Genomic DNA, 21504 nt, shown 5'->3' with positions numbered 1-21504 from the left:
TCGTTGTGAAGCGTGTTGCGTGGTGGTGCCGCGCAGCACGAGAAGAAAACCCCGCGTGGTACCGGCCGCGCGGGGTTTTTTTTATTCCGCAGCCTGGACTTCCGGCTTGCCAGTGCGCCGGAATGGCGCAGCCAGTTGCCCCGCCAGCGTCCGCGGCATGGCGGCCTCGATGCCGCAGGCGGCCGGCCAGGCGCGCGGCAGGTGATATGTGCCGAACAGCCGGTCCAGCACGGGTAAGGTAGAGGCGTAGTTGCGGTTGATGTGCTCGAATTTGCTGTGATGCCAGTGGTGGAAGGCGGGCGTGGCCACCAGCCATTCCAGCGGGCCGAAGCGCCAGCGCAGGTTGGCGTGGATGAAGAAGCCCCAGACGGTGCCGATCAGCAACAGCAGCACGGGGGCGGCGCTGCCTGCCGCACTTGGGCCGGCCAGGCCCAGCAGATACAGGGGTGTCAGGCCGAACAGGCGCGTGACGACCATGTCGACTGGATGGGTGCGCGTATTGGCGAGGAAATACAGCTGTTCCGTGCTGTGGTGCACGGCATGGTAGCGCCATAGCCATGGAATTTCATGGCTGAGCCGATGGCCCCAGTAAGTGCCGACTTCGCCGATCAGCAAGCCCAGCAGTATCTTGCCCCACAGGGGCAGGGCAGACAGGGCGGCGGGGATGGCATCCGGCAGCAAGCGCTGGCCAGCGACGGCGAGCAGGGCCAGCGGCGCGGCCAGCAAGGCGGCCGGCAGCAGACTGCTGATGAAATAAAAGCCCAGGTCGCTGAACAGTTCCGTGCGGGCACGCCCCGCGTGACGCTCGCCAAAGAAGCGCTCGAGCGGCACGAAAATCACGGCCAGGAGCACCAGCCACAGGACCAGGCGCAGCACATCGATGGCGATGCCGGGCAAGTGGGTTTGCAAGGTATGCAGCAGGCTCATTTCATTCCATCAGGTAAGAACAAAAAAAAATCCGGACAAAGCTGGGCTGGTCCGGATTCTGTTATGCGCGCAGGCGGCTCAGACTGCAACAACAGCCTTGCGGCGGCGCGCCATGAAGCCCAGCAAGCCCAGTCCACCGATCAGCATGCCCCAGGTCGATGGTTCCGGCACGGCCGACACCAGCGATACGCCATCGAGCAGCATGAACGGTGGCGCGCCCGTCGGGCTGCCCTTGGCCATGAACGACAGCAATTCGCTGCTGTTCGTGGCCGTGAAGGTCATGCTGGCCCGGTGCCAGCCCGTGAAGCCTTGGCTGACGTTGGCCAGCGATGCCGTCTGCTGCTTGCTGCTGCCCAGCGCAACGTCCCAGTAATTGACGAGGTTATCGCCGCGGAAGCCCACTTGCTGGCCCGCGCCATACGAAAAACTCAGGGTGTAGGCATGGCCGGCCACCAGGCCGCTGACCAGCTGCGTGACGGGACCAGGGAAATAATCCCAGTCGGCAGCCAGCACATTGCCGCCCGTGGGGCTGACACCCAGGCCGTTTTTCGGTCCCGCGCCGCTATACGAATTCGGGCCCCACAAGGCAAGCGCCGTCGCGGCGTTGGTGTCGTCGATGTTGTTACCGTTCAAGACGAAGTTATAGCCCTTGCTGGACCAGTCGCTCAGGTAGGTGCGGTCCGCGCGGGCGTAGCTGCCTTCGTTCAGCTGTTTCGAGGTGCCGTTGCTGGTCAGTTCGAAATCGCCATTCTTGACCAGGTTGGTTGTGGCGGCCTGTGCAGCAGTGACGCACAGGGAAGCGGCGGCCAGCGCCAGCAAGATAGATGTTTTACGCATGATAAAGCTCCAAAAGTGACAGGGTAGTGTTGCAGTCTGTCGGCGAGCTTTTGGCCAACGTTGGATTCAATCGCGGAAGGGCGAGAAAGGTATTGCGGAGACAGCGGTGGTGTCTCGTTGAAGCGATTATAGCAGCGTTTGGTAAAACGGCATCTAACATGTTTCGAAAACAACAAATATTTTTAGATGGCAATCTTGCAAGGATTAAAGTTTTTGCATGCCATGCGCGGCTACAGCTGCGACTCGATCGGCAGCCAGCGCATCACGCACACCAGCATGCGGCGCCAGATGCCTGCTTCCGGGTCGTGCGTCCACACCTTGGCTGGCTCTTCTGTGGCGTCGGACCAGCGCAGGGCGCCGTTGTCGAGGAGCAAACGATAGCTCGTGTCGCTAGCCGTCGAGCGCAGGAACAGCGTGCGCATGTCGGCCGCCAGTGCGGCGTCGCTGAACAGCACGCCCATCTCCGTATTCAGCTGGGCCGAGCGGGGATCGAGGTTGAAGGAGCCGACGAAGCCCCTCTGGCCGTCGACCACCACGGCCTTGGTATGCAGGCTGGCGCGGCTCGAACCCATCAGGCTGATGCGCTTGCGGTGCAGGGTCTTCAATTCATACAGCTCGATGCCGCCACCCAGCAGCTCCTGGCGGTAGCGCGCATAACCCGCATGCACGAGGGCCACGTCGGTGGCGGCCAGCGAGTTGGTCAGTACCTGGACCTTGACGCCGGCCGCGACTTTTTCGGCCAGGGTCTGCGTCAGCGCCGTGCCGGGCACAAAATAAGGCGAGGTCAGCAGCGCTTCTTCGCGCGCGTCCGTCAACAGGGGCAGCAAACTGTGCATGAGCCAGTGCTCGCTGCGTTGCAAACTGGCCACGGGCGCGGCTTTTTCCGGCGGGTCCGACAGCACTTGCACTTGCCCGCTCCAGTGCAGGCGTATCCGGCCGTCGAGGTGGGCTTGCAGCTGGCCCGTATCCGTCAGTTGCCGCAGGTAGGGCGAGGCGCCCAGTTCGCCCGTGAGCGCGTCGAGGCGGGCACGCACAGCCTGCAATTCCGGCGCGCCCGCGTCCTTGCCAGCATGCAAGGCGCTGATGGGGATGACGGCGCGGCTGTTCCAGAAGCGGTCGAAGATATCGCTCGTCTGCTGCACGGCGGGTCCCACCAGCAGCAAGTCCGCATCCTGGAAATTGACTTGCTCGGCGGCATCAAAGTATTCATCGCCGATATTGCGCCCGCCGACGAGGGCCACCCTGCCATCGACGATCCAGGCCTTGTTGTGCATGCGCCGGTTCAGGCTGACGGCGCGCAAGGCCATTTCCACGGCGCGCAACCAGATGCCGTCGCGGTTGCGGCCCGGGTTAAAGATGCGCACGTCGATCAGCGGGTGGCTGTCGAGCGCGAGGATGGCGGCGTCCTGGCCGCGCGCGTTGATATCGTCGAGCAACACGCGCACGCGCACGCCGCGGTCGGCCGCGCGCAGCAGTTCGCGCACCAGCAGGCGTCCCGTGACGTCGTTATGCCAGATGTAGTACTGCAGGTCGAGGCTGCGTCCCGCTTCGCGCGCGCTCAGGGCGCGCAGGGCGAAGGCTTCCAGATTGTCGTCGATCAGGGCCGTGCCGCTGTGGCCCGGGCGTTGCGCCAGTTGCGGCGCCAGCACGCGGTCGAGCAGGGTGGCGTCTGCCGCCACCGGCAGGGCCGTGCCAGGCGCGCCCAGCGACCGCTCGGCGAAACGCCCATAGCTGTACAGGGCGCCGATGCTGAGCACGGCAAACAAGGTGGCCAGCAGCAGCAATTTGACGAGCATGCGGCGCACCGTCAGCGGGCCGCGGACATGCTGCGGCGCGAGGAAAGCTTGGCGGTGTGGGGCATGCGGACTCTTTCAGCTGGATGGCAACAGCCGATTGTAGCAGTTTCTACAATGCACGATTTTCAGGCCGAGCCCGCCGGCAGCCGCGCCAGGAAGCCGTGAATCTGCGACACCACGGCCGCCCCTTCGCCGACGGCGGCAGCCACGCGCTTGGTCGAGCCGGCCCGCACGTCGCCGATGGCGAACACGCCCGGCACGCTCGTTTCCAGCGCGGCCCGGTCCGGCAAGTCGGGGGGATACACCACGTGGCCGTGGCCATGGGCGCGGCATTCGGCGCGCGTGACGTCGAATCCCGTGCGGATGAAACCCTGCTCGTCGACGGCCACGGCGCAGTCGTGCAGCCAGTCCGTGTTCGGATCGGCGCCGACGAAGAGAAACACGCGGCGCACGGCGCAATCGGCTTCCTCGCCCGTACGGTTGTTGCGCCAGCGCACCTCCGTCAAGCCATCGTCGTCGCCTTCGAGGGCGATGATTTCCGTGTGCGTATGCAGGGTGATGTTGGGCGTGGCGGCGATGCGCTCGATCAGGTAGCTCGACATGCTGGCCGCCAGCCCCTCGCCGCGGATCACCATGTGGACCTTGGCGGCGTGGCCGGAGAGAAACACGGCCGCCTGGCCGGCCGAATTGCCGCCGCCGACCAGGATGATCTCTTCCTGCCGGCACAGCTTGGCTTCGATGGGCGAGGCCCAGTAATACACGCCCCGTCCCTCATACGTTTTCAGGTTCGCCAGCGAGGGACGGCGGTAGCGCGCGCCGCAGGACAGCACCACCGTGCGGGCGCGCACCTGCGTGCCGTCGCACAGATTGACGCGCAGCGGCCAGGTGTCGCAGAGCAAGTTGGCGGCGCTGGCCGGAGTGGCGATCTCGACGCCGAATTTTTGCGCCTGCACGTAGGCGCGTCCCGCCAGCGCACGGCCGGAAATCCCGGTGGGAAAGCCCAGGTAATTTTCGATGCGCGCGCTGGCGCCCGCCTGGCCGCCATACGCGCGCTGTTCCAACGCCAGCACGCTCAAGCCTTCGGATGCCGCATACACGGCCGTGGCCAGACCGGCAGGACCGGCGCCCACCACCAGCACGTCAAAAATCTTGTCGCCGGACAAATCGGGCAGCATGCCCAGGCAGCGTCCCAGTTCCGCATTGCCGGGATTCTTCATGATCTTGCCATCAGGGCAGACCACCAGCGGCCATTCCTGCGGCGTGGGCTGGTAGCGCTCGGCCAGCGCGGCGGCGGCCGCATCGGTGGCCGGGTCGAGTACTGTGTGCGGATGGCCATTGCTCGATAAAAAGCTTTGCAGATGGAACAGATTGCCATTGCCGCGCGGTCCCACCAGCACGGGGCCGCCCGAATTGGATTCGATCAGCGCCACGCGGCGCAGGATCAAGGCGCGCACGATGCGTTCGCCCATCTCCGCCTCGGCCACGATCAGCGCGCGCAAGGATTCCGAACTGATGTCGAGCAATTCCACCGCGCCCACGGCGCTGCCGTTAACGAGGGTAGGGCGGCCGGACAATTGCGCCACCTCGGCAATGAAGTGGCCGACACCCACTTCGCGCAGCTGCGACGCCTGCCCCAGCACCTCGTGGCGCTTGATGCTGACCCGCCCCGACAGTATCACCAGCATGCCGAAACTGCTGCTGCCCGCCTCGAACAGCGTATCGCCATCTGCAAAGTGTTGCCGCGTGCCATAGCGCTGCAAGCGCTGCAGTTCGGGCGCATTGAAGACGGGCGAGATCTGGTGGCTGCGGCCCTGCAAGTCGAGCGTGGCGAATTGGACGGGATCGTCCTGCGTCGTTTCGGGAATGAATTCGGGTGTGCTGCTGGCCATGGCGAGTCCGTTCGAAGACTGAATAAGCAAATAACAAAAATAACTAACAGTGACGAGTCTAGCGCATGCGGCGCGCGCCTGCCGCAATATCCCTGGCGCACGCCCGGAAATGGCTGCGCGGCAGGCGTCATGCGGCATGTGGCGGCGCAGCCGGACGCGCCCGCGGGCCCGGATGCCGGCGCCGATGAGCGATACACCGTCCAGCATCTCATATTAGAATGGGTCTTTGTTGAATCCACTCAAACAGACACGATGGCTTACAAGACACTTGAAGATACGATAGGCAATACCCCGCTGGTGCAGCTGACGCGCTTGCCGGGTGCCGATGCGCTTGCGCGCAACAACGTCATCCTTGGCAAGCTGGAGGGTAATAATCCGGCCGGCTCCGTAAAGGACCGCGCTGCCATGTCCATGCTCAAGCGCGCCGAAGAGCGCGGCGTCATCAAGCCGGGCGATACCCTGATCGAGGCGACCAGCGGCAATACGGGCATCGCACTGGCCATGGCCGCCGCCTTGCGCGGCTACAAGATGCTGCTCTTGATGCCGGATAACCTCAGCGTGGAGCGCCGCCAGAGCATGGCTGCCTACGGCGCCGACATTTTATTGACGCCGAGGACGGGCGGCATGGAATATGCACGCGACCTGGCCGAGCAGATGCAGAAGGATGGCCGCGGCGTGATCCTCGACCAGTTCGCCAACGAAGACAATTCGCGCGCCCACTATGAAAGCACGGGACCGGAAATCTGGCGCGACACGGAAGGCCGGATCACGCACTTCGTCAGCGCCATGGGCACGACGGGCACGATCATGGGCGTGTCGCGCTATTTGAAAGAGCAGAATCCCGCCATCCAGATCATCGGCGCCCAGCCCGAGGAAGGTTCGCAGATTCCCGGCATCCGCAAGTGGCCGGAAGCGTACTTGCCGAAAATCTACGACAAGTCGCGCGTCGACCAGGTGGAATACGTGAGCCAGGGCGTGGCCGAGCGCATGGCGCGCAGCCTGGCCGCGGAAGAGGGCTTGTTCTGCGGCATCTCGGCAGCCGGCGCCTGCGAAATCGCGCTGCGCATCTCGCAAACGGTGGAAAACGCGACGATCGTGTTTGTCGTCTGCGACCGTGGCGACCGCTATCTGTCCACAGGTGTTTTCCCTGCGTAATGGTGTAATTGAATTGATATCGGCCAGAACGGCCTGAGAACTGCTGGAAATACCCCCTCCCCATGGCGGGGAGGGAAAACCTGCGAAACTGGCAGGATCAGCCTTGTGGCGTTTCGCCTTCTTTTGGCTTGAATTGCTTGTCGCTGATGCGGAATTTGTTGCGGCGGTCACCCATCAGGTAACGCAGGTCGCGGATGCTCAGGTCGCTGACTTCGTGCATGCGGATCAGCAGCGATGCGCCGACCGGCAGGCGGTGGTGGCGGATTTTGCTGATGACTGGTGGCGCTACTTCCAGCGCGCGGGACAGGGCTGCATCGTTTTTCAGGCGCAGGTTTTCGATCAGGGTATCGAGCAATCTGTTTGGGTTGTATTGAAGCAGATCGTCGGAGTCCGAATCGCTGTTCATATCAATGCCGACTTGGTTTGTCATGATGTTATTGTTCCTTCTGTAGTTGCACTGCAAAGTAAAAAACACTCGGAGCTCGCTCTTGCTGCGTTCATGTTCATTCTTTACTAAAAGGAACGAATTCACACACGGTACGATCCGGGATACAGTTTTTCATGATATATACACAATTGTACAACAGGATTCAATTTCAGGCGGGAAAGCCCGATAATCTTGCCTGGTACAGAATCGGTGTTGTCTAGTTGCAACACCTATTTATTCTTTATTATGCTCTATGATAGAACAAAAATTGTACTTTGACAAAAGTTAAGTATAAAACCATTTCCGTATTCCGTGCCGCACAAAGGCTGGCGAGCAAGGCTGGCACATGTTATCGGCCCTTACCATAGACCTGTTTTCTGGTCGCTTCAATATCGCTTACGCTTTCTTACAAGTAATATTATAACTTTACACTGACTTTCGGTTAGCGTGCGCGCACTTGACTGATGGCCTTGCCCAAGTCAATCACTGACATGGCATAAAAATAACTTCTGTTGTACTGAGTTATAGCAAAGAAGTTATTGGTTGCCAAGTGATACTCAGTTGCTTCTGAACCATTTTGCAAGTCGATCAAGCCAAACAACATGTTCTGGGGCGTGGACGGGGCGGCACTCACGCCAGCTTCCTGCAATTCCGCCAGCCGGTACTTCGCCTGCAAGCCCTGGCCGATGAACTTTTCCCACGCGCGGCTGGCCGAAACGGTGACGGGATATGTGCTGATGGCCGGATCGTCGCGCCGCCAGCCGTGTTCGACGAGGAAATGCGCAACGCTGCCGATGGCGTCGGCCGTCGAATTGCGCAGGTCGATGTGACTATCGCCATCGAAGTCCACCGCATATTTCATGATGCTGCTAGGCATGAACTGGGGCAGGCCGATGGCGCCCGCATACGAACCGAGCAGGGTCAAGGGATCGATGCCATCCTTGCGCGCGTATAGCAGCGCGTTTTCCAGTTCTCCCTTGAAAAACTCCATGCGCGCGGCCCGCGTCGGGCTTTCCGGATAGGAAAACGCCAGGGTGGTCAGCGCGTCGAGCACGCGGAAGCGGCCCGTATTGCGGCCGTACACGGTTTCCACGCCGATGATGCCGACGATGATCTCGGCCGGCACGCCATATTCGCGTTCGGCGCGCGCCAGCGCTTCCGCGTTCTCTTCCCAGAATTTCACGCCCGCATTGATGCGCACCGGCTCGATGAAGCGGGCGCTGTACGCTTGCCAGTTCTTCGGCTTGCCCGGCGGCGCCGGTTTCATCAGTTGCACGGTCGACTCGACATAGCGCACCTTGCCGATCAGGGTATCGAGTTCGGCGCGGTCAAAGCCGTGCTTGGCGGACATGTCATCGAGGAAGGCGCGTACTTCTTTCCAATTGGCATAGTCGACAAATTCGCCTTCGAAGTCGAATTTCGCCGGTGCTTTCTTCGCCGCCGGTTTGCCGGCCACCTTCTTGACGGGCTGGGCCTTGGTCGCGCGCACGGCACGGGCGCGGTCGGCAGCGGAAATGTTGCTGTTTTCGCCAGCGTGCGCGGTGGACAGGCACAGGGGAAGGGAGAGGAGCAGGGACAGGGCGGAGTATTTGATCGGTAACAAGGAGCGTCTCATCGGCATTGGGTTAACAGGCGGCGCAAGCTGCGCCGCGCGCGGAGTTGTTCGTCTGGGTTGGCATTACCATACTTCATCGCGGCATAGATTGCCAGAAACTGTGCGATGGCGGCGTGCGCCTCTTGTGTGGCCTTGCCCGCGGCCAGCCGGGCAGCATAACCGTGCGGGCCTTCATGCGGCGCACGGCTGTAGCCGCGCCGCGCCTGCTGGCGGCAAAATTGCGCGTACAGGATGTCGAGCGGATCGCCTTGCCGGGCTTGCCACCACCAGACCAGTACGCCCGCCACGGCGCACAGCAGGGCCAATACGGCACAAGCGAGTGCCAGCTTTTTCGCCGGCACGTTTTTCAAGCCATCGAGGATGGCGCGCTGGCGTTGCGGCGAGGTGTCGAGCACCCAGCTGCTCCAGGCGTGCTCGGCTTGCTGCCATTGCTGGCGCCACGCGGCAACCGCCCCGTGCGCGCCGCCATCGAGGCCGGCCAGGGCACGCCATGCCGTCAGCGGCGACGGGGCCGGCGGCAGGGCGGCATCAAGGTTGCGCTCCGTGCGCAGGGGCGCGACGGCGCTGGTGGGATCAATGCGCACCCAGCCCCGGCCCGCCAGCCACACTTCGCTCCAGGCATGGGCGTCTGACTGGCGCACGCTCAAGCTGTTGCCTGTCCCGTTGCGCAGGCCGCCCTGGTAGCCCGTGACGACGCGCGCGGGTATGCCCATGGCACGCATCAGCACGACAAAGCTGCCGGCGTAATGTTCGCAAAAACCCGCCTGCGTGGTGAACAGGAAGTCATCGACGCCATGCTTGCCCAGCAGCGGTGGCTGCAAGGTGTAGCGGAAGGGCGCGCGGCGGAAGTGCTGCAACACGGCAGCGATGGCGTCGGCGGGCGCCAGCGCCTGCGCGCCATGGCCGCGCAATGCGCGGGCCCAGGCCACGCTGCGCGGATTGCTGCCAGCAGGCAAGGCCAGCCATGGCTGTTGCTGCGCGACCGACAAGCCTGCCTGCAGCCGGTAGCTGGGCTGGGAACTGGCGCGGTAACGCACGGTCGAAGTAATGGGTTGTACGGTCAGCACTTCCAGCGCGGACGACACGACATACGGATTGCCGGGCAAGCGCTCGATGCTGCGCGGCACATCGAGCGCGAAGATGCGCCGCTGGCCGCTCGCTTGCAACGTCACTTCGTACTGGCTGGGCTGGCCTTCCAGCGCGATGTCTATCCGGCTGTCGCCGGCAGGCGTGCGCCGGCCGGCGCCCCTGCGTGTCCAAGTGGCGCCATCGTAGTCGCCCAGCACCACGCCGCGCCAATACAACTGGTCCTGTTGCGGGATAGCTGTGCTGAAATCGGCAGTAAAGACGGGTTCGCTTGACAGGGCCAGCGAGGCGATGGCGCCCGGCTGCATGCTGTCGGACAAGCCCGTGCGCGCCTGCGCGTCTTCTTGTGCCGTGCCCCACAGGGGGCCGTCGATGCGTGGCACGGCAAGAAACATCACGGCCGACAGGGGAATGGCCAGCGCCAGCATGCGTCCCAGCAAGCCCAGCCTTTGCGCCAGGCGCGGCTGCACGGCGCCGTACTGGGCCGACAACAGGCAGGCCAGCAAGACGATGACGGTGGCCAGCATCCAGGCGGCGCTGAGGATGCCTTGCGCATGAAAGAAGTTTGCCAGCAGGAGGAAAAAACCGAGGAAGACAAAGACGAAAATGTCGCGCCGGCCATGCATTTCCAGCGATTTCAAGGCCAGCAGCAGGACCAGCATGGCCACGCCCGCATCGCGTCCCAGCAGCGTGCCATAGCTGGCGTAGACGGCGGCGATGCCGAGCAAAGCCAGCGGCGCGAGCACGGCCAGCTGCGGCTGGCGCCGGCCCCGCACGGTGATGACGGCGCGCCACAGCAGCGGCGCGGCAGCGGCGGCCGACAGCCACGGGGGCAGGTGCAGCGCGTGCGGCGCCAGCACCATGGCGGCGGCCAGCAACAGCAGCAGGATGTCGGCCTTGTCACGCGGCAAGTTGGCCAGCCATTGCCTCATGCCATGGCCTCATCCTGTAGCAAATCGTGCGGCACATCATGCAGGGCCAGCGCGCGCAGGCAGGCGTCGCGCTGGCTGGCGCCCAAGGCCGGCGCCAGAGTCAGCGTGCCCAGGTGCAAACCATACGGCAAGCCCGTGCGTTCCGCCTGCAGCACCCAGGCGGCCAGGCGCGACAGGCGCGCTTCCGGCGCCAGCGCGTGCAGGGCGGCATGATCGAACACGATGCTGCCACGGGCTGCGCCCGACTGTGCGTCGGCGGCAGGCTGGAATTGCTTGCTGAATAAATGCTCGCCATCATGCCGGGCGATCTGGCGCCAGGCCAGGCGGTGCAAGGGATCGCCTGGCTGGTAGGCGTGCACGCCCGCCAGTTCCAGGGCGCCGCCGGAGGAGCGTGATTGTTGTGTTTGCTGCGCCTGTTGCACCGTGCCGGCCGGCAAGGGCAGCGGCGGCGCGTTCTGCTCGGGCTGCGGATATACGAGCAAGCGCGCTTCGGGTTGCCAATGGCACCAGGCAATAAACAGGCCCAGCGGAAAACTTCCGGACAGGCGCATGGAGGGCGCATCGAGCCAGCCGCGTTGCCGCGCCGCCACGACGATGCTGACGGCCGTTTCCCCGTGCGCGGCGATATCTGCCTGACTGGGCGCTGCAGTGGAATTGATCACGGCCAGCCGGATCGCATGGCGCGGGCGCGTGCTGCGGTTGATCAGGCGCAAGGTGAACGTGGCCTGGCTGCCCGCGAACACGGGCTCGCCCGGCGTGGCGGCCAGCGCCAGGCCCGCCAGGTTGCGGCTGGCAAACAGCATGTCGGCGATGGCGCAGGCGGCCGCGAAATACGTCAGCGCGTAGCCCAGGCCCAGATGGTAATTGACGGCGGCGATCCACAGCGCCAGCAGCAGCGCGGCAAAGGCCAGGCCCGCGCGCGAGGGACGGATGTGCACGCGCTGCGCGCCCAGCCAGGGGCGCGCCGGCAGCCATCGGATATTGCGCAGGCGCACGGCTGTCAGACGGGTGTCGCCAGCAGCAATTGCTGCAGCAGGCTGCGGCTGTCCGTGGACCCTTGCGCGGCATGCAGGCGGTGGGCGCAGACGGGAATGAGTACGGCTTGCACATCGTCGGGCGTGACGTGGTCGCGTCCGGCCAAGGCGGCCCAGGCGCGTGCCGCCTGCAGCAAGGCCAGCGCGGCGCGCGGGCTCAGGCCATCGGCAAACACGCCCGGCGCACGGGTGGCATGCACGAGGGCCAGCACGTAGTCGACGACGGCAGGCGAGGCGTGGATGGCGCGCAGGTTCGCTTGCGCCTGCAGCAATTCTTCCGCGTTCATCACGGCCGGCAAGGTTTGCAGCATGGCGCGGCGGTCGGCGCCCAGCAGCAGTTCCCGTTCGGCGGCCGCATCGGGGTAGCCCAGGGTGACGCACATGAGAAAACGGTCGAGCTGCGACTCGGGCAGGGGGAAGGTGCCCAGCTGGTGCGCGCAGTTCTGCGTGGCGATGACGAAAAACGGCTGCGGCAGGGCGCGCGTGACGCCATCGAGACTCACTTGCCGCTCTTCCATCGCTTCGAGCAAGCCCGATTGCGTCTTCGGCGTGGCGCGGTTGATCTCGTCGGCCAGCAGCACCTGGGTAAACAGGGGGCCAGGGTGGAAGATGAAACTGCCACTGCCCCGGTCATACACGCTCATGCCGGCCACGTCGGCAGGCAACAGGTCGCTGGTAAATTGCTGGCGCTTCCATTGCAGGCCCAGCGAGATGGCCAGCGCGTGGGCCAGGGTCGTCTTGCCCACGCCGGGCACGTCTTCGATCAGCAGGTGGCCGCCTGCCAGCACGCAGGCGAGGGCCTGGCGGATCTGCAAGTGTTTGCCGACGAGAACTTCGCCAATCTGCCGTGCGGCCTGGTGTATTTTCGAAAACATGCTATTTCTATCACAGTAAGACGGATTATTTAATTTACAATCGCTTTGGCCAGGTCAAGCCGTGCCGCCCGCCCGTGCCGCGCACGTGGTAGATTAGTGCAGCGGCGGCACAGACCAGCCAGTGATTTTATGCGAGAACGCGCAGGGCGAACAGGAATGCCATGCAGTGTTCCAGTATGCACAGAGAATGGACAGAGACAGAGGTAACCAGTACAGCGCATGAGCACAGCCATTTATACCCATCCCGATTGCCAGCGCCATGAAATGGGCGACTGGCATCCCGAATCGCCGGCCCGCTTGCAGGCCATCAACGATCAATTGATCCTGGCGCATATCAGCGACCTGGTCGAGCACCGCGACGGCGTGCGCGCGCAATTGTCCGATATCGAGCGCAACCACAGCGCCACGGCCATCGGCCTCGTGCGCGACAACGTGCCGCCGGCGGGCGACTATTACCCGCTCGACGGCGACACCCTGCTCAACGCGCACAGCTACGACGCGGCGCTGGCGGCGGCAGGCTCGGCCGTGGCAGCCACGGATGCCGTCATCGATGGCGAGATCAGCAACGCCTTTTGCGCGATCCGCCCGCCTGGCCACCATGCGCGGCCCAGCGAACCCATGGGTTTTTGCCTGTTCAACAATATCGCCATCGCCGCCAAGCATGCGCTCGACGTGCGCGGGCTGGAACGGGTCGCCATCGTCGACTTCGATGTGCACCATGGCAATGGCACGGCCGAGTCCGTGGCGCACGACCCGCGCATCCTGATGGTCAGCTTTTTCCAGCACCCGTTCTATCCGTACAGCGACGTGGAATCGTATACGGACACGCGCGTCAACGTGCCCGTGCCGGCCCGCTCGAAAGGCGATGCCGTGCGCCAGTTGGTGCTCGACCATTGGCTGCCCGCGCTGCACCGGCAGCAGCCGCAGATGATTTTCATTTCCGCCGGTTTCGATGCCCACCGCGAAGACGACGTGGGCGGCATGGGCCTGGTGGAGGCCGACTACACGTGGATGACGCAGCAAATGATGGCCGTGGCCAGGCAGTATGGCAAGGGCCGCATCGTCAGCTGCCTGGAAGGGGGCTACAACCTGTCGTCCCTGGGCCGCAGCGTGGCCGCGCACGTGAAGGCGCTGGCGGAGCTGTAAGGGGGCAGGGTTACTGCAGCAAGGTGGGCCTACAGCAAGGTGGGCCGGTTGCGGGAATTCGTGTGGCGGTGCGTCTGGTAGTCGAGCGCGTCGCCAGCCATGAAGCGGCGCCAGGCTTGCGTGTAGACGAGCGATGATTTATCCGCGTCGAAGCTGTCGAGCTGCAACATGTCGCGATGGTGCTTGATTTCATTGACCAGCTGGTCATACAGCACTTGCAAGCCATAGCTGTCGGCGCTCTGGCGCTTCAACCGCTCTTCCAGCTGGGCCACTTGTCCCTGCAATTGCCGGCATTCTTTCTTCCAGTCATTGCGCGGCACGCGCTTGGGCGCCGTGCCAGTGTGTTCCATCATCATATCGAACTATCCCCATCGCATATTTCCCTGGCGGGAGCCAGCCTGGAAATAATTGCTTTTCATTTAAGAGGCGATATTAGAGCATACTTTTTTGTTTCTTTCAGTAAATATAAGAATCCATGTGGAAATAATTGACCTGACTTTCCGGGCGCGCCTTACTGGCGCTGCGCTGCCTGCAAGGGCGCAGCTGGGGCTGCTCCGGCCATTTTGCCGTCGTCGGCGTAGGTCAGGGTCAGCAGGGTATTGTCGTCCCAATTCACGTCATGCAGCGGCGGCACATAGCGCTGCCGGTCTTCCGTGACGCGGATGTCCAGCGTGCGTTCGCCCGAGCGCGCCTGCACGGCAAGCAGCTTGCGGGCCACGGGAAACGGCACGTGGATCAGCGACGAGTGGCACGGTCCGCCCGCCAGGCGGAACAGGTTGCGCCGGACAAAGGACAATTCATCCTGCTCGACGGCCCAGCGGATTTCACATTCCAGGCGCAGGTCGCCCAGGCGGCGCACATTCTGTGGCAGGCCCGGCGTGTGGATGTCGGCGCGCCAGCGCAAGGTGTCGCGCTTCTTGTTGCTGATCAAGTCGGCATTCGCATCGTAGGCGGTCTTGTCGCGCGACAAGGTGAAGCCGCCGTCCGCCGCCAGCGGCACGGGGATCGACAGATTATCGGCCGACAGGTGCAGGGTCACGCCATCGAGCCTGGCCTGGGGCGTGGCGGGAATCAGCATGAAGCGCAGCGGCGCGCCTGGTGCCAGGCGCTGGTGATCGGCATACGCATCGAGCCCCTTGAGCATGGTGCGGTAGGGACGCAGGTCGGGATCGCGCGTGCTTTGCACGTCGACGATCTGCTGCATTTCCTGGTTCGCCGCCTCGCCTGGTGCCGCCGGTTTTTCCTGGGCCATGGCGGGCGGCAGGCAGGCATACAGGGAGGCGAGGAGGCAAAAGCGGGAAAAGTGCATGGAATGCGTGTCAGGTTAAGCGTGCGATGGGGAACCGGCCAGGCTGGACGGACTGCGAATATTATCATTCATGTAACTGCCAAATTATCACCAATTGTCTCGTTCGTGTCGCACGGCTGGCGCTGGCGGCGGAAAATGGGACGTCGTGGCGGCAACCACGTAAAATAGCGGATTGACCGAACGATTTTGAAAGCAAGAGCATGGCGATACAATGGTACCCAGGACACATGAACGCGGCCCGCAAGAAAGCGGCCGAGACCATGGAAAACACCGATCTGGTGATTGAAGTGGTGGACGCGCGCCTGCCGGCAGCCAGCTGCAACCCCATGGTGGACGAGCTGCGCCTGTTCCGCCAGCGCCCTTGCCTGAAAATCCTCAACAAGACCGACCTGGCCGATCCTGCCGCCACTGCCGCCTGGGTAGCCTATTTCAATGCCCAGGAAGGCGTGACCGCATATGCGATGACGACCAAGAAGCCGGGTGACGTGGCGCGCATTCCGGACCTGGCCAAATCGCTGGCGCCGCACCGCGGCGTGCCGACGAAGCCGCTGCGCATCATGATCATGGGCATCCCCAACGTGGGCAAGTCGACCCTGATGAACGCGCTGCTGAAAAAGCGCGTGGCCAAGGTGGGCGACGAGCCGGCCGTCACCAAGATGCAGCAAAAGCTGTACCTGGACAAGAACACCATTCTCGTCGACACGCCCGGCATGCTGTGGCCAAAGATCGCCATCCCCAGCGACGGCCTGATGCTGGCGGCCAGCCACGCGATCGGCTCGAACGCGCTGATCGAAGAGGAAGTGGCCGTATTCCTTGCCGAGGAATTGCTCAAGCGCTACCCGGACTTGCTGGCAACCCGCTACGGCACCAAGGTCGATGAAGTCGACGCCATCGGCGTGGTCGAGGGCATCGCCGCCAAGCGCGGTTTCCGCATCAAGGGCGGCGATTACGATTTCGAGAAAGCGTCGCACACCCTGCTGCTCGACTATCGCAGCGGCATCCTGGGGCGCATTTCGCTGGAAACGCCGGACACGCGCGCGGCCCTGCTGGCCCAGCACGCGGCCGAGATGGCGGAAAAAGCGGCCAAGGCGGCGGAGATCGCCGCCGAGAAGGCGAAGAATGCGGCGCGCGGCAAGCGCGGCACGTAAGTAAAAAAGCCGCTAGTTAGCGGCTTTTTTTTTAACCCAATAGCGACGACTGGGGTCGGACCCTGAGGGACTCGGCGTCCCCGTCCGACCCCGGCATTTCCGCGTTCGGGTTTCATTGGGCTGCGTTGCCAAACCTGAAACTGGTCACCGCCAGCGCCCCAAAGAAATCCTCCTCGTGGTACACCACCTGCGCCGCTTCCTGCTCGGCCGCGCCCAGCGCCACCATCAGCGGCAGCAGATGGTCTTCCTGCGGATGGGCCTGGCGCGCGCCAGGCGCCTGGTCCCAGGCCAGCAATTGCTCCAGCCTTTGTTCTGGCGGCAAGGCCATGGCCTGTCGCAGCCAGGCGTCGAACTGGTGCGAGGCGACGGCGCCCGCCTGGCCGAACTGGCGCAGGTTATGGTAAGACAGGCCGCTGCCGAGTATCAGCACGCCTTGCCGGCGCAGGCTGGCCAGCGCGCGGCCCACCTCGATGTGCGTGAGCGGGTCGTAGCCGTGTTTCAGCGACAGCTGCACCAGCGGCATGTCGGCCTGCGGGTAGATGGGGAACAGGGCGCTGAAGGTGCCGTGGTCGAAACCCCGCTCGTGGTCCAGGCGCGCCGGATGGCCAGCCGCGTCGAGCAACTGTTTGACTTGCGCCGCCAGTTCCGGCGCGCCGGGCGCCGGGTACTGGATCTGGTACGTATGCGGCGGAAAGCCCGAATAATCGTAGATCATGCCCGGGCGCGGGCTGGCCGAGACGAGAAATTGCGGCCCTTCCCAGTGTGCCGTGACCACCAGCACAGCTGTCGGCCGCGCGCCGATCTGGCGCGGAATATCCTGCAACGATGCTTCCAGCACGTCGTAGCGGCCGCCGAACTGGTCTTTCATGAATGGCCACGGGCCGCCGCCGTGCGACAGGAAATACGTGGGGAAGGTGTGCTCTTGCATGGCGGCTCCTGGGGGGGGAATGGCTAACGATGGGACCATGATAGTCATGCGCAGTCAGTTGATCAAGATCGCTATTATTGATATATCATTTCCAATTTGTTGATGATTGGATAGTCATGGATACCTTGCGCAGCATGCGCGTGTTCCGCGCCGTCGTGGAACTCGACAGTTTCGTGCGCGCCAGCGAGCGCCTCGACCTGTCGCCGGCCATGGTCAGCAAGCACGTGATGCACCTGGAGCGCCACCTGGGCGCGCGCCTGCTGAACCGCAGCAGCCGCCACCTGAGCCTGACGGAAATCGGCAAGGTGTATTTTGAACAGTGCCGCGACATGCTCGACAATCTCGACGAGGTGGAAGCGACGGTCGGCCGCACGACGGTGGTGCCGCGCGGCATGCTACGCCTGAGCGCCCCCGTCTGGTTCGCCAACGCCATCTTTACGCGCACCCTGGCCGCCTACCGCGAACGCTTTCCGGAAGTCACGTTCGACATCGATTTGAGCGGAAGAGTGGTGAACCTGGTGGAAGAAGGTTTCGACCTGGCCCTGCGCGTGAGCCAGGCGCCATCGCAGACCCTGATCGCACGGCCCATCGGCAGCATCGAATTCCACCTGGTGGCCGCGCCCGCCTACCTGGCGCGCGCGGGCCATCCGCACCTGCCGCAGGACCTGGCGCGGCACGCCATGATCAGCTATTCCTTGTTGGCGAACGGCAATGAGCTGGCCTTCGACGGGGTACAGGGGCGCGAGACGGTGAAGTTCTCGCCCGTCCTGCAATGCAATAACGAAAGCCTGCTGCACGCGGCCGCGCTCGATGGCATGGGCATCGCCCTGCTGCCGTCGTGGCAGACGGATGCGGACCTGGCGGCGGGGCGGCTGGTGCGCCTCTTCGACGATTTCAAGCTGGCGGGCGGCAGGGTGTACGCCGTCTACACGAGCCGCCGCTACCTGTCGTCGAAGGTGCGCACCTTCATCGACTTTCTCGCCGATGAAGGGCGCCTGGGGAGTTGATTACACGAGCGAGCGCTTGACGTCGATCAGCGCGAACAGGCGGGCGCTGCGCATCCACGCCAGCACCAGCGCCGCCAGCTGCGTCACCAAGAAGCCGGCCACGATGGCCAGTGGACCGGGCGCGGCCAGGTTCAGTCGCGCCACGCCCAGCAGGGCATACAGCGCCAGTCCCAGCACGGTGATGACGAGGTAGATGGCCAGGCTGGCCAGCGGACGCCGGCGCAGCATGCCGAGGCCCCGCCACCATGCCTTGACGGCCGAGGTGCGGCGACGGTCGACGGCCAGGGCCGCGCGGCCGGCGTCGAGCGTGGCGCAGGCCAGCAGGAACAGCAAACCCGTCAACAGCAAGGCCAGGTGGCGGGCCAGGTCCGCATCGGCTTCCAGGATGGCTTTCGCCGCGTGCTTGTCGGCCAGTTTCAGCGCGCCGGCGCCGATCGTTAGCGCCAGGCCCAGCGGCACGATGCTCCACAGCAGCATGCGCAGCATGCGGCCGTATTCGCTGAAGGCGCCCGTCAGCAGGGGACCGAAGCCGGGTGGCGCAGGCGCGCGCGCGGCCGTCACCACCAGGCCGCTCAGCAGCGGCGACAGCAGCAAGGCCAGCACGATGCCCGTGATGGCGGCCTGGCTGATGGCGGCGCCGTTGCGTCCCGCATTGGCCACCAGGTCGGCCAGGGTCATCAGATCGAGCTTGTGCGCCAGGGCCGCCGCATGCACGGCGTTATCGAGGCTGGCGCTCAAGGTGCGCCAGAGGGGAATGACGGCAAGGATAGCGGGGATCAGCAGCAGGCCGGCCCACAGCAGCAGCAAGCGCCATTGCAGGGCGGCGCGGCTGGCGCGCGTGGTCAGGGTCAGGCCGCTGGCCCGTGTCGTGGAAGTGGCGCTCATACGATGGCAATCAGGGAAAGGAGGTATTGGAAGGCGGCCGCAAGGTCGAAGCTCCAGCGCTGCGAGGCGGATTTGTCTGCCTTCAGGGTGCGGCTGTCATCGAGCTTGTTGACGTCGAGATAGTGCACGCGGTCGGGGTCCAGTTCGGCCGAGACGGCCTTCACGGGCTTGCTCCAGGTGTAGCGCTGCCACAGCTGCTCGTTATCCCATACCACGCGTTCGGAGCTGCCGTCGGCGAATTTCACCAGCAGCACCTGCGGCACGGGCGCGCCGCGGCGGCGCAGGACCACGCTGGTGAGATAAGGGTACGGTCCCGTGCCCGGCTTGGCGTCCGGATGCGCCTTGTCCCATGCATCGCGTACCTTTTTTTCCTCTTTTTCCAGCGCTTCGGCCGTATGCTCCACGCGTTTGCCGTTCACCAGCGCCATGCCGGCCAGCGGCGTCTGCTCTTCGCTGGTGAAGGTGCCGATGCGGTCGTCGATATTCGCGCTGGCATAGACTTGCTGCGCGAAGACCTGTTCCACGATGCGCCGCTGGCCCGTCGCCTCGGCCAACGTTTCGCGCAGGTCGGCCACGCTCGGGTGGCGGAATTTCCACTGTTCGTAGTAGGCCTTGAAGCCCCGTTCCATGGCTTCGCTGCCGATGCGCGCTTCCAGGTCGCGCATGGTGATGGCCGTGCGGCTGTAGACGGGCCCCACGCCCTGCAGGCGGTCCCACGCATTCTGGCCCAGCGGATCTGCCGCATCCTGGCGCGGTGCGGCCATGCGCTCGAATTCGAAGACCTTGAAGACGGGATCGAAACCCAGGCGCTTGAGCAGGGGCGTGGTGGCGTGGATGTGCTGGCCGCGCGCGCGCAGCATGCGCTGGTCCCAGTACTCGTTCAAGCCTTCGTCGAGAAGGGGTTCCTCGAACTCGTTCGACGCCAGGATGCCGTAGAAATAGCCATGGCCGAATTCATGGATGGTGACGAAGTCGAGGCCGAATTCGGGTATGGTCTTCGGCTGCAGGTTGGCGTAGCTCGAGGCCGTGATGAAGGTCGGATATTCCATGCCGCCCGCTTCGGCCGCATTGAACGGCGGGATCACCACCGTCAGGGTCTTGTACGGATACGGGCCCAGGGTGCGCGAGAAATACGTGAGTGCATCCTTGGCCGCCTGCAGCGCCGGCGCCGCGTTCGATGCGTATTCGGGCGGGTACAGCACCTTGATGGCCACCGGCGGACTGCCGGGGCCGCTCCAGCTGCCCGTCAACGGCTGCGCGCTGCGCTTGTCGGCCGTCCAGGCGAAATCGTGCACGTCGCCCTGCACATAGTGATGCGTGAGCATGCCGTTCTTTTCCTGCGGCGCGCCTTGCAGCTCGCCCGTGGCGCCCACCGTGTACTCCTTGGGCACGGTCAGCTTCACGTCATAGTTGCCGAAATCGGCGTAGAACTCCGAATTGAGGTGGAATTCATGCGCATTCCAGCGCGGCGCGGTGGCGCCCCGTTCGCCGGGCAATTCCAGCACCGCGATCTTGGGGAACCACTGGCCCACCAGGTGGAAGCTGCCGAAATAGCCGGTGCGCGCGATGACGCGCGGCAGCTGGTCGAAGAAGCGGATGTCGAGCGTCGTCTCGGCGCCCGGCGCGACGGCCTGCGGCAAGTCGACGCGCACCACGGTGCGGTCGGTGGCCGGGCCGTTGTCGGGCTGGACGAAATGCCAGGGCGCCTTGGCGCCGTTCTGCGTCATGCTGCGCAGTTCGATGTAGCCCCACTCGCCGTCGCGCGTGTCGACGCCCGAGCGGAAGCCCGTATCGAGCTTGCGCTTCTCGGTGAAGAAGGTCGAATGCTCGCCTTCGAACGCGTTCAGGTACAGGTGCAGGTAGACGCTGCTGACGGCTTGTGCGCTGCGGTTGCGCCAGCGCAGTTTCTGCTGGCCGTCGATGGTGTGCTTGACGGGATCGAGCGTCGCTTCGATCTGGTAATCGACCACGCGGTCCGACAGGGTCGCTTGCGCGCCCGTGCGCGCACCGCCCCAGGCGTTGCTGGCGCTGGGCGTGCTGACGGCGGAAGCGTGCGGCGACGCCAGGGCGATGCCGTCGGCGGACGGCGCCAGCGGCGTGGGCGCGCTGGCCGGCTTGCCTTGGCCCGGCTGGGCGAACAGGTCGGCCTGCAGGGCCAGGCCGGCCAGCAGCAGGGCGGCGATGGAGAGGGCTTTGAGCTTGCCCGAGATGGGGAAAAAACCAATGCTGCGGCGCGTGCCGCGGGGACTTGGCGGCCCCTGGCGCGTTGTGCTACGACTTTCCATGCGTGACTCCCACAGTGACTTCTTATTGTTGATTTTCAAATGCAGTCGGCTGCGCCCAGGATCGCCGGGCGCAGCTTAATATACCTACAAAAATGCCAAATCACCAATAAAATATTGGCATAAGGAAAGTACCATCGGGCCGGCGCTTGCGGCGCCGCGCGCCGTGCGTATAATGATTCGCTTTTGCCATCCCCCCGTCCCACCAGCGTGCGTCCGCGCCGCG

Annotated in this window: 18 protein-coding genes; 4 read left to right on the top strand and 14 right to left on the bottom strand. The window is 64.3% G+C overall.

Going from position 1 to position 21504, the window contains the following annotated elements:
- Positions 1–81 precede the first annotated feature (81 nt).
- From BLT98_RS21805 to BLT98_RS21790, 4 genes are all read right to left on the bottom strand, one after another.
- Positions 82–927 carry a sterol desaturase family protein gene (locus BLT98_RS21805; protein WP_092611436.1) on the bottom strand — a complete coding sequence of 282 codons (846 nt, stop codon included), beginning with the start codon at positions 925–927 and terminating at the stop codon, positions 82–84.
- Between the two features lie 78 nt (positions 928–1005).
- Positions 1006–1764: a PEPxxWA-CTERM sorting domain-containing protein gene (locus BLT98_RS21800; RefSeq protein WP_092611432.1), complete on the bottom strand. Its 759-nt coding sequence runs from the start codon at positions 1762–1764 to the stop codon at positions 1006–1008.
- Positions 1765–1994: 230 nt separating this feature from the next.
- On the bottom strand, positions 1995–3560 hold the full coding sequence (locus tag BLT98_RS21795) for a phospholipase D family protein (protein WP_092611429.1): 1566 nt from the start codon (positions 3558–3560) through the stop codon (positions 1995–1997).
- 125 nt (positions 3561–3685) lie between these two features.
- The gene (locus BLT98_RS21790; protein ID WP_070282653.1) at positions 3686–5449 is read right to left on the bottom strand and encodes an FAD-dependent oxidoreductase; all 1764 of its coding nucleotides are present in this window, start codon (positions 5447–5449) and stop codon (positions 3686–3688) included.
- Between the two features lie 252 nt (positions 5450–5701).
- Between BLT98_RS21790 and cysM the strand changes: the two genes are divergently transcribed.
- Complete coding sequence (gene cysM / locus BLT98_RS21785) at positions 5702–6604, top strand: cysteine synthase CysM (protein ID WP_034782030.1); 903 nt, start codon at positions 5702–5704, stop codon at positions 6602–6604.
- A 97-nt stretch (positions 6605–6701) separates the two neighbouring features.
- Here the strand turns inward: cysM and BLT98_RS21780 are convergent, their stop codons facing one another.
- The 5 genes from BLT98_RS21780 to BLT98_RS21760 all read right to left on the bottom strand — a co-directional run bounded on the left by BLT98_RS21780 (position 6702) and on the right by BLT98_RS21760 (position 12573).
- Positions 6702–7034 (bottom strand): hypothetical protein, encoded by a 333-nt coding sequence (locus BLT98_RS21780; RefSeq protein WP_034751784.1) that lies wholly within the window; start codon positions 7032–7034, stop codon positions 6702–6704.
- A gap of 439 nt (positions 7035–7473) precedes the next feature.
- Positions 7474–8634, bottom strand: coding sequence for a lytic murein transglycosylase B (gene mltB, locus BLT98_RS21775; protein WP_092611426.1), 1161 nt, complete (start codon positions 8632–8634; stop codon positions 7474–7476).
- Positions 8635–8642: 8 nt separating this feature from the next.
- Complete coding sequence (locus BLT98_RS21770; protein ID WP_092611423.1) at positions 8643–10664, bottom strand: transglutaminase TgpA family protein; 2022 nt, start codon at positions 10662–10664, stop codon at positions 8643–8645.
- Positions 10661–11659 carry a DUF58 domain-containing protein gene (locus BLT98_RS21765; protein ID WP_092611420.1) on the bottom strand — a complete coding sequence of 333 codons (999 nt, stop codon included), beginning with the start codon at positions 11657–11659 and terminating at the stop codon, positions 10661–10663. The genes BLT98_RS21770 and BLT98_RS21765 overlap by 4 nt, the downstream gene beginning before the upstream one ends.
- Positions 11660–11664: 5 nt before the next feature.
- Complete coding sequence (locus tag BLT98_RS21760) at positions 11665–12573, bottom strand: AAA family ATPase (RefSeq protein WP_092611417.1); 909 nt, start codon at positions 12571–12573, stop codon at positions 11665–11667.
- Positions 12574–12792: 219 nt separating this feature from the next.
- Between BLT98_RS21760 and BLT98_RS21755 the strand changes: the two genes are divergently transcribed.
- The gene (locus BLT98_RS21755; RefSeq protein WP_034782036.1) at positions 12793–13719 is read left to right on the top strand and encodes a histone deacetylase family protein; all 927 of its coding nucleotides are present in this window, start codon (positions 12793–12795) and stop codon (positions 13717–13719) included.
- A 29-nt stretch (positions 13720–13748) separates the two neighbouring features.
- Here BLT98_RS21755 and BLT98_RS21750 read toward each other — a convergent pair whose 3' ends face one another.
- Both BLT98_RS21750 and BLT98_RS21745 read right to left on the bottom strand, forming a co-directional pair.
- The gene (locus BLT98_RS21750; protein WP_092611415.1) at positions 13749–14075 is read right to left on the bottom strand and encodes a hypothetical protein; all 327 of its coding nucleotides are present in this window, start codon (positions 14073–14075) and stop codon (positions 13749–13751) included.
- A 155-nt stretch (positions 14076–14230) separates the two neighbouring features.
- Positions 14231–15028: a hypothetical protein gene (locus BLT98_RS21745; RefSeq protein ID WP_092611412.1), complete on the bottom strand. Its 798-nt coding sequence runs from the start codon at positions 15026–15028 to the stop codon at positions 14231–14233.
- A 200-nt stretch (positions 15029–15228) separates the two neighbouring features.
- Between BLT98_RS21745 and ylqF the strand changes: the two genes are divergently transcribed.
- Positions 15229–16176, top strand: a complete 948-nt coding sequence (ylqF, locus tag BLT98_RS21740; RefSeq protein WP_071653691.1) for a ribosome biogenesis GTPase YlqF — start codon at positions 15229–15231, stop codon at positions 16174–16176.
- Positions 16177–16288: 112 nt separating this feature from the next.
- Here ylqF and BLT98_RS21735 read toward each other — a convergent pair whose 3' ends face one another.
- Positions 16289–17104, bottom strand: coding sequence for a DODA-type extradiol aromatic ring-opening family dioxygenase (locus BLT98_RS21735; RefSeq protein ID WP_092611409.1), 816 nt, complete (start codon positions 17102–17104; stop codon positions 16289–16291).
- 116 nt (positions 17105–17220) lie between these two features.
- Here BLT98_RS21735 and BLT98_RS21730 point away from each other — a divergent pair, with 116 nt between their 5' ends.
- Complete coding sequence (locus BLT98_RS21730) at positions 17221–18111, top strand: LysR family transcriptional regulator (protein WP_092611406.1); 891 nt, start codon at positions 17221–17223, stop codon at positions 18109–18111.
- Here BLT98_RS21730 and BLT98_RS21725 read toward each other — a convergent pair whose 3' ends face one another.
- Positions 18112–18996 carry a hypothetical protein gene (locus tag BLT98_RS21725; protein ID WP_092611403.1) on the bottom strand — a complete coding sequence of 295 codons (885 nt, stop codon included), beginning with the start codon at positions 18994–18996 and terminating at the stop codon, positions 18112–18114.
- Positions 18993–21281 (bottom strand): M1 family metallopeptidase, encoded by a 2289-nt coding sequence (locus BLT98_RS21720; RefSeq protein ID WP_170846460.1) that lies wholly within the window; start codon positions 21279–21281, stop codon positions 18993–18995. The genes BLT98_RS21725 and BLT98_RS21720 overlap by 4 nt, the downstream gene beginning before the upstream one ends.
- Between the last annotated feature and the right edge of the window lie 223 nt (positions 21282–21504).

Source organism: Janthinobacterium sp. YR213 (assembly GCF_900099875.1).
Classification (GTDB): domain Bacteria; phylum Pseudomonadota; class Gammaproteobacteria; order Burkholderiales; family Burkholderiaceae_D; genus Janthinobacterium; species Janthinobacterium lividum.
This window is presented reverse-complemented; position numbering and strand designations above follow the sequence as displayed.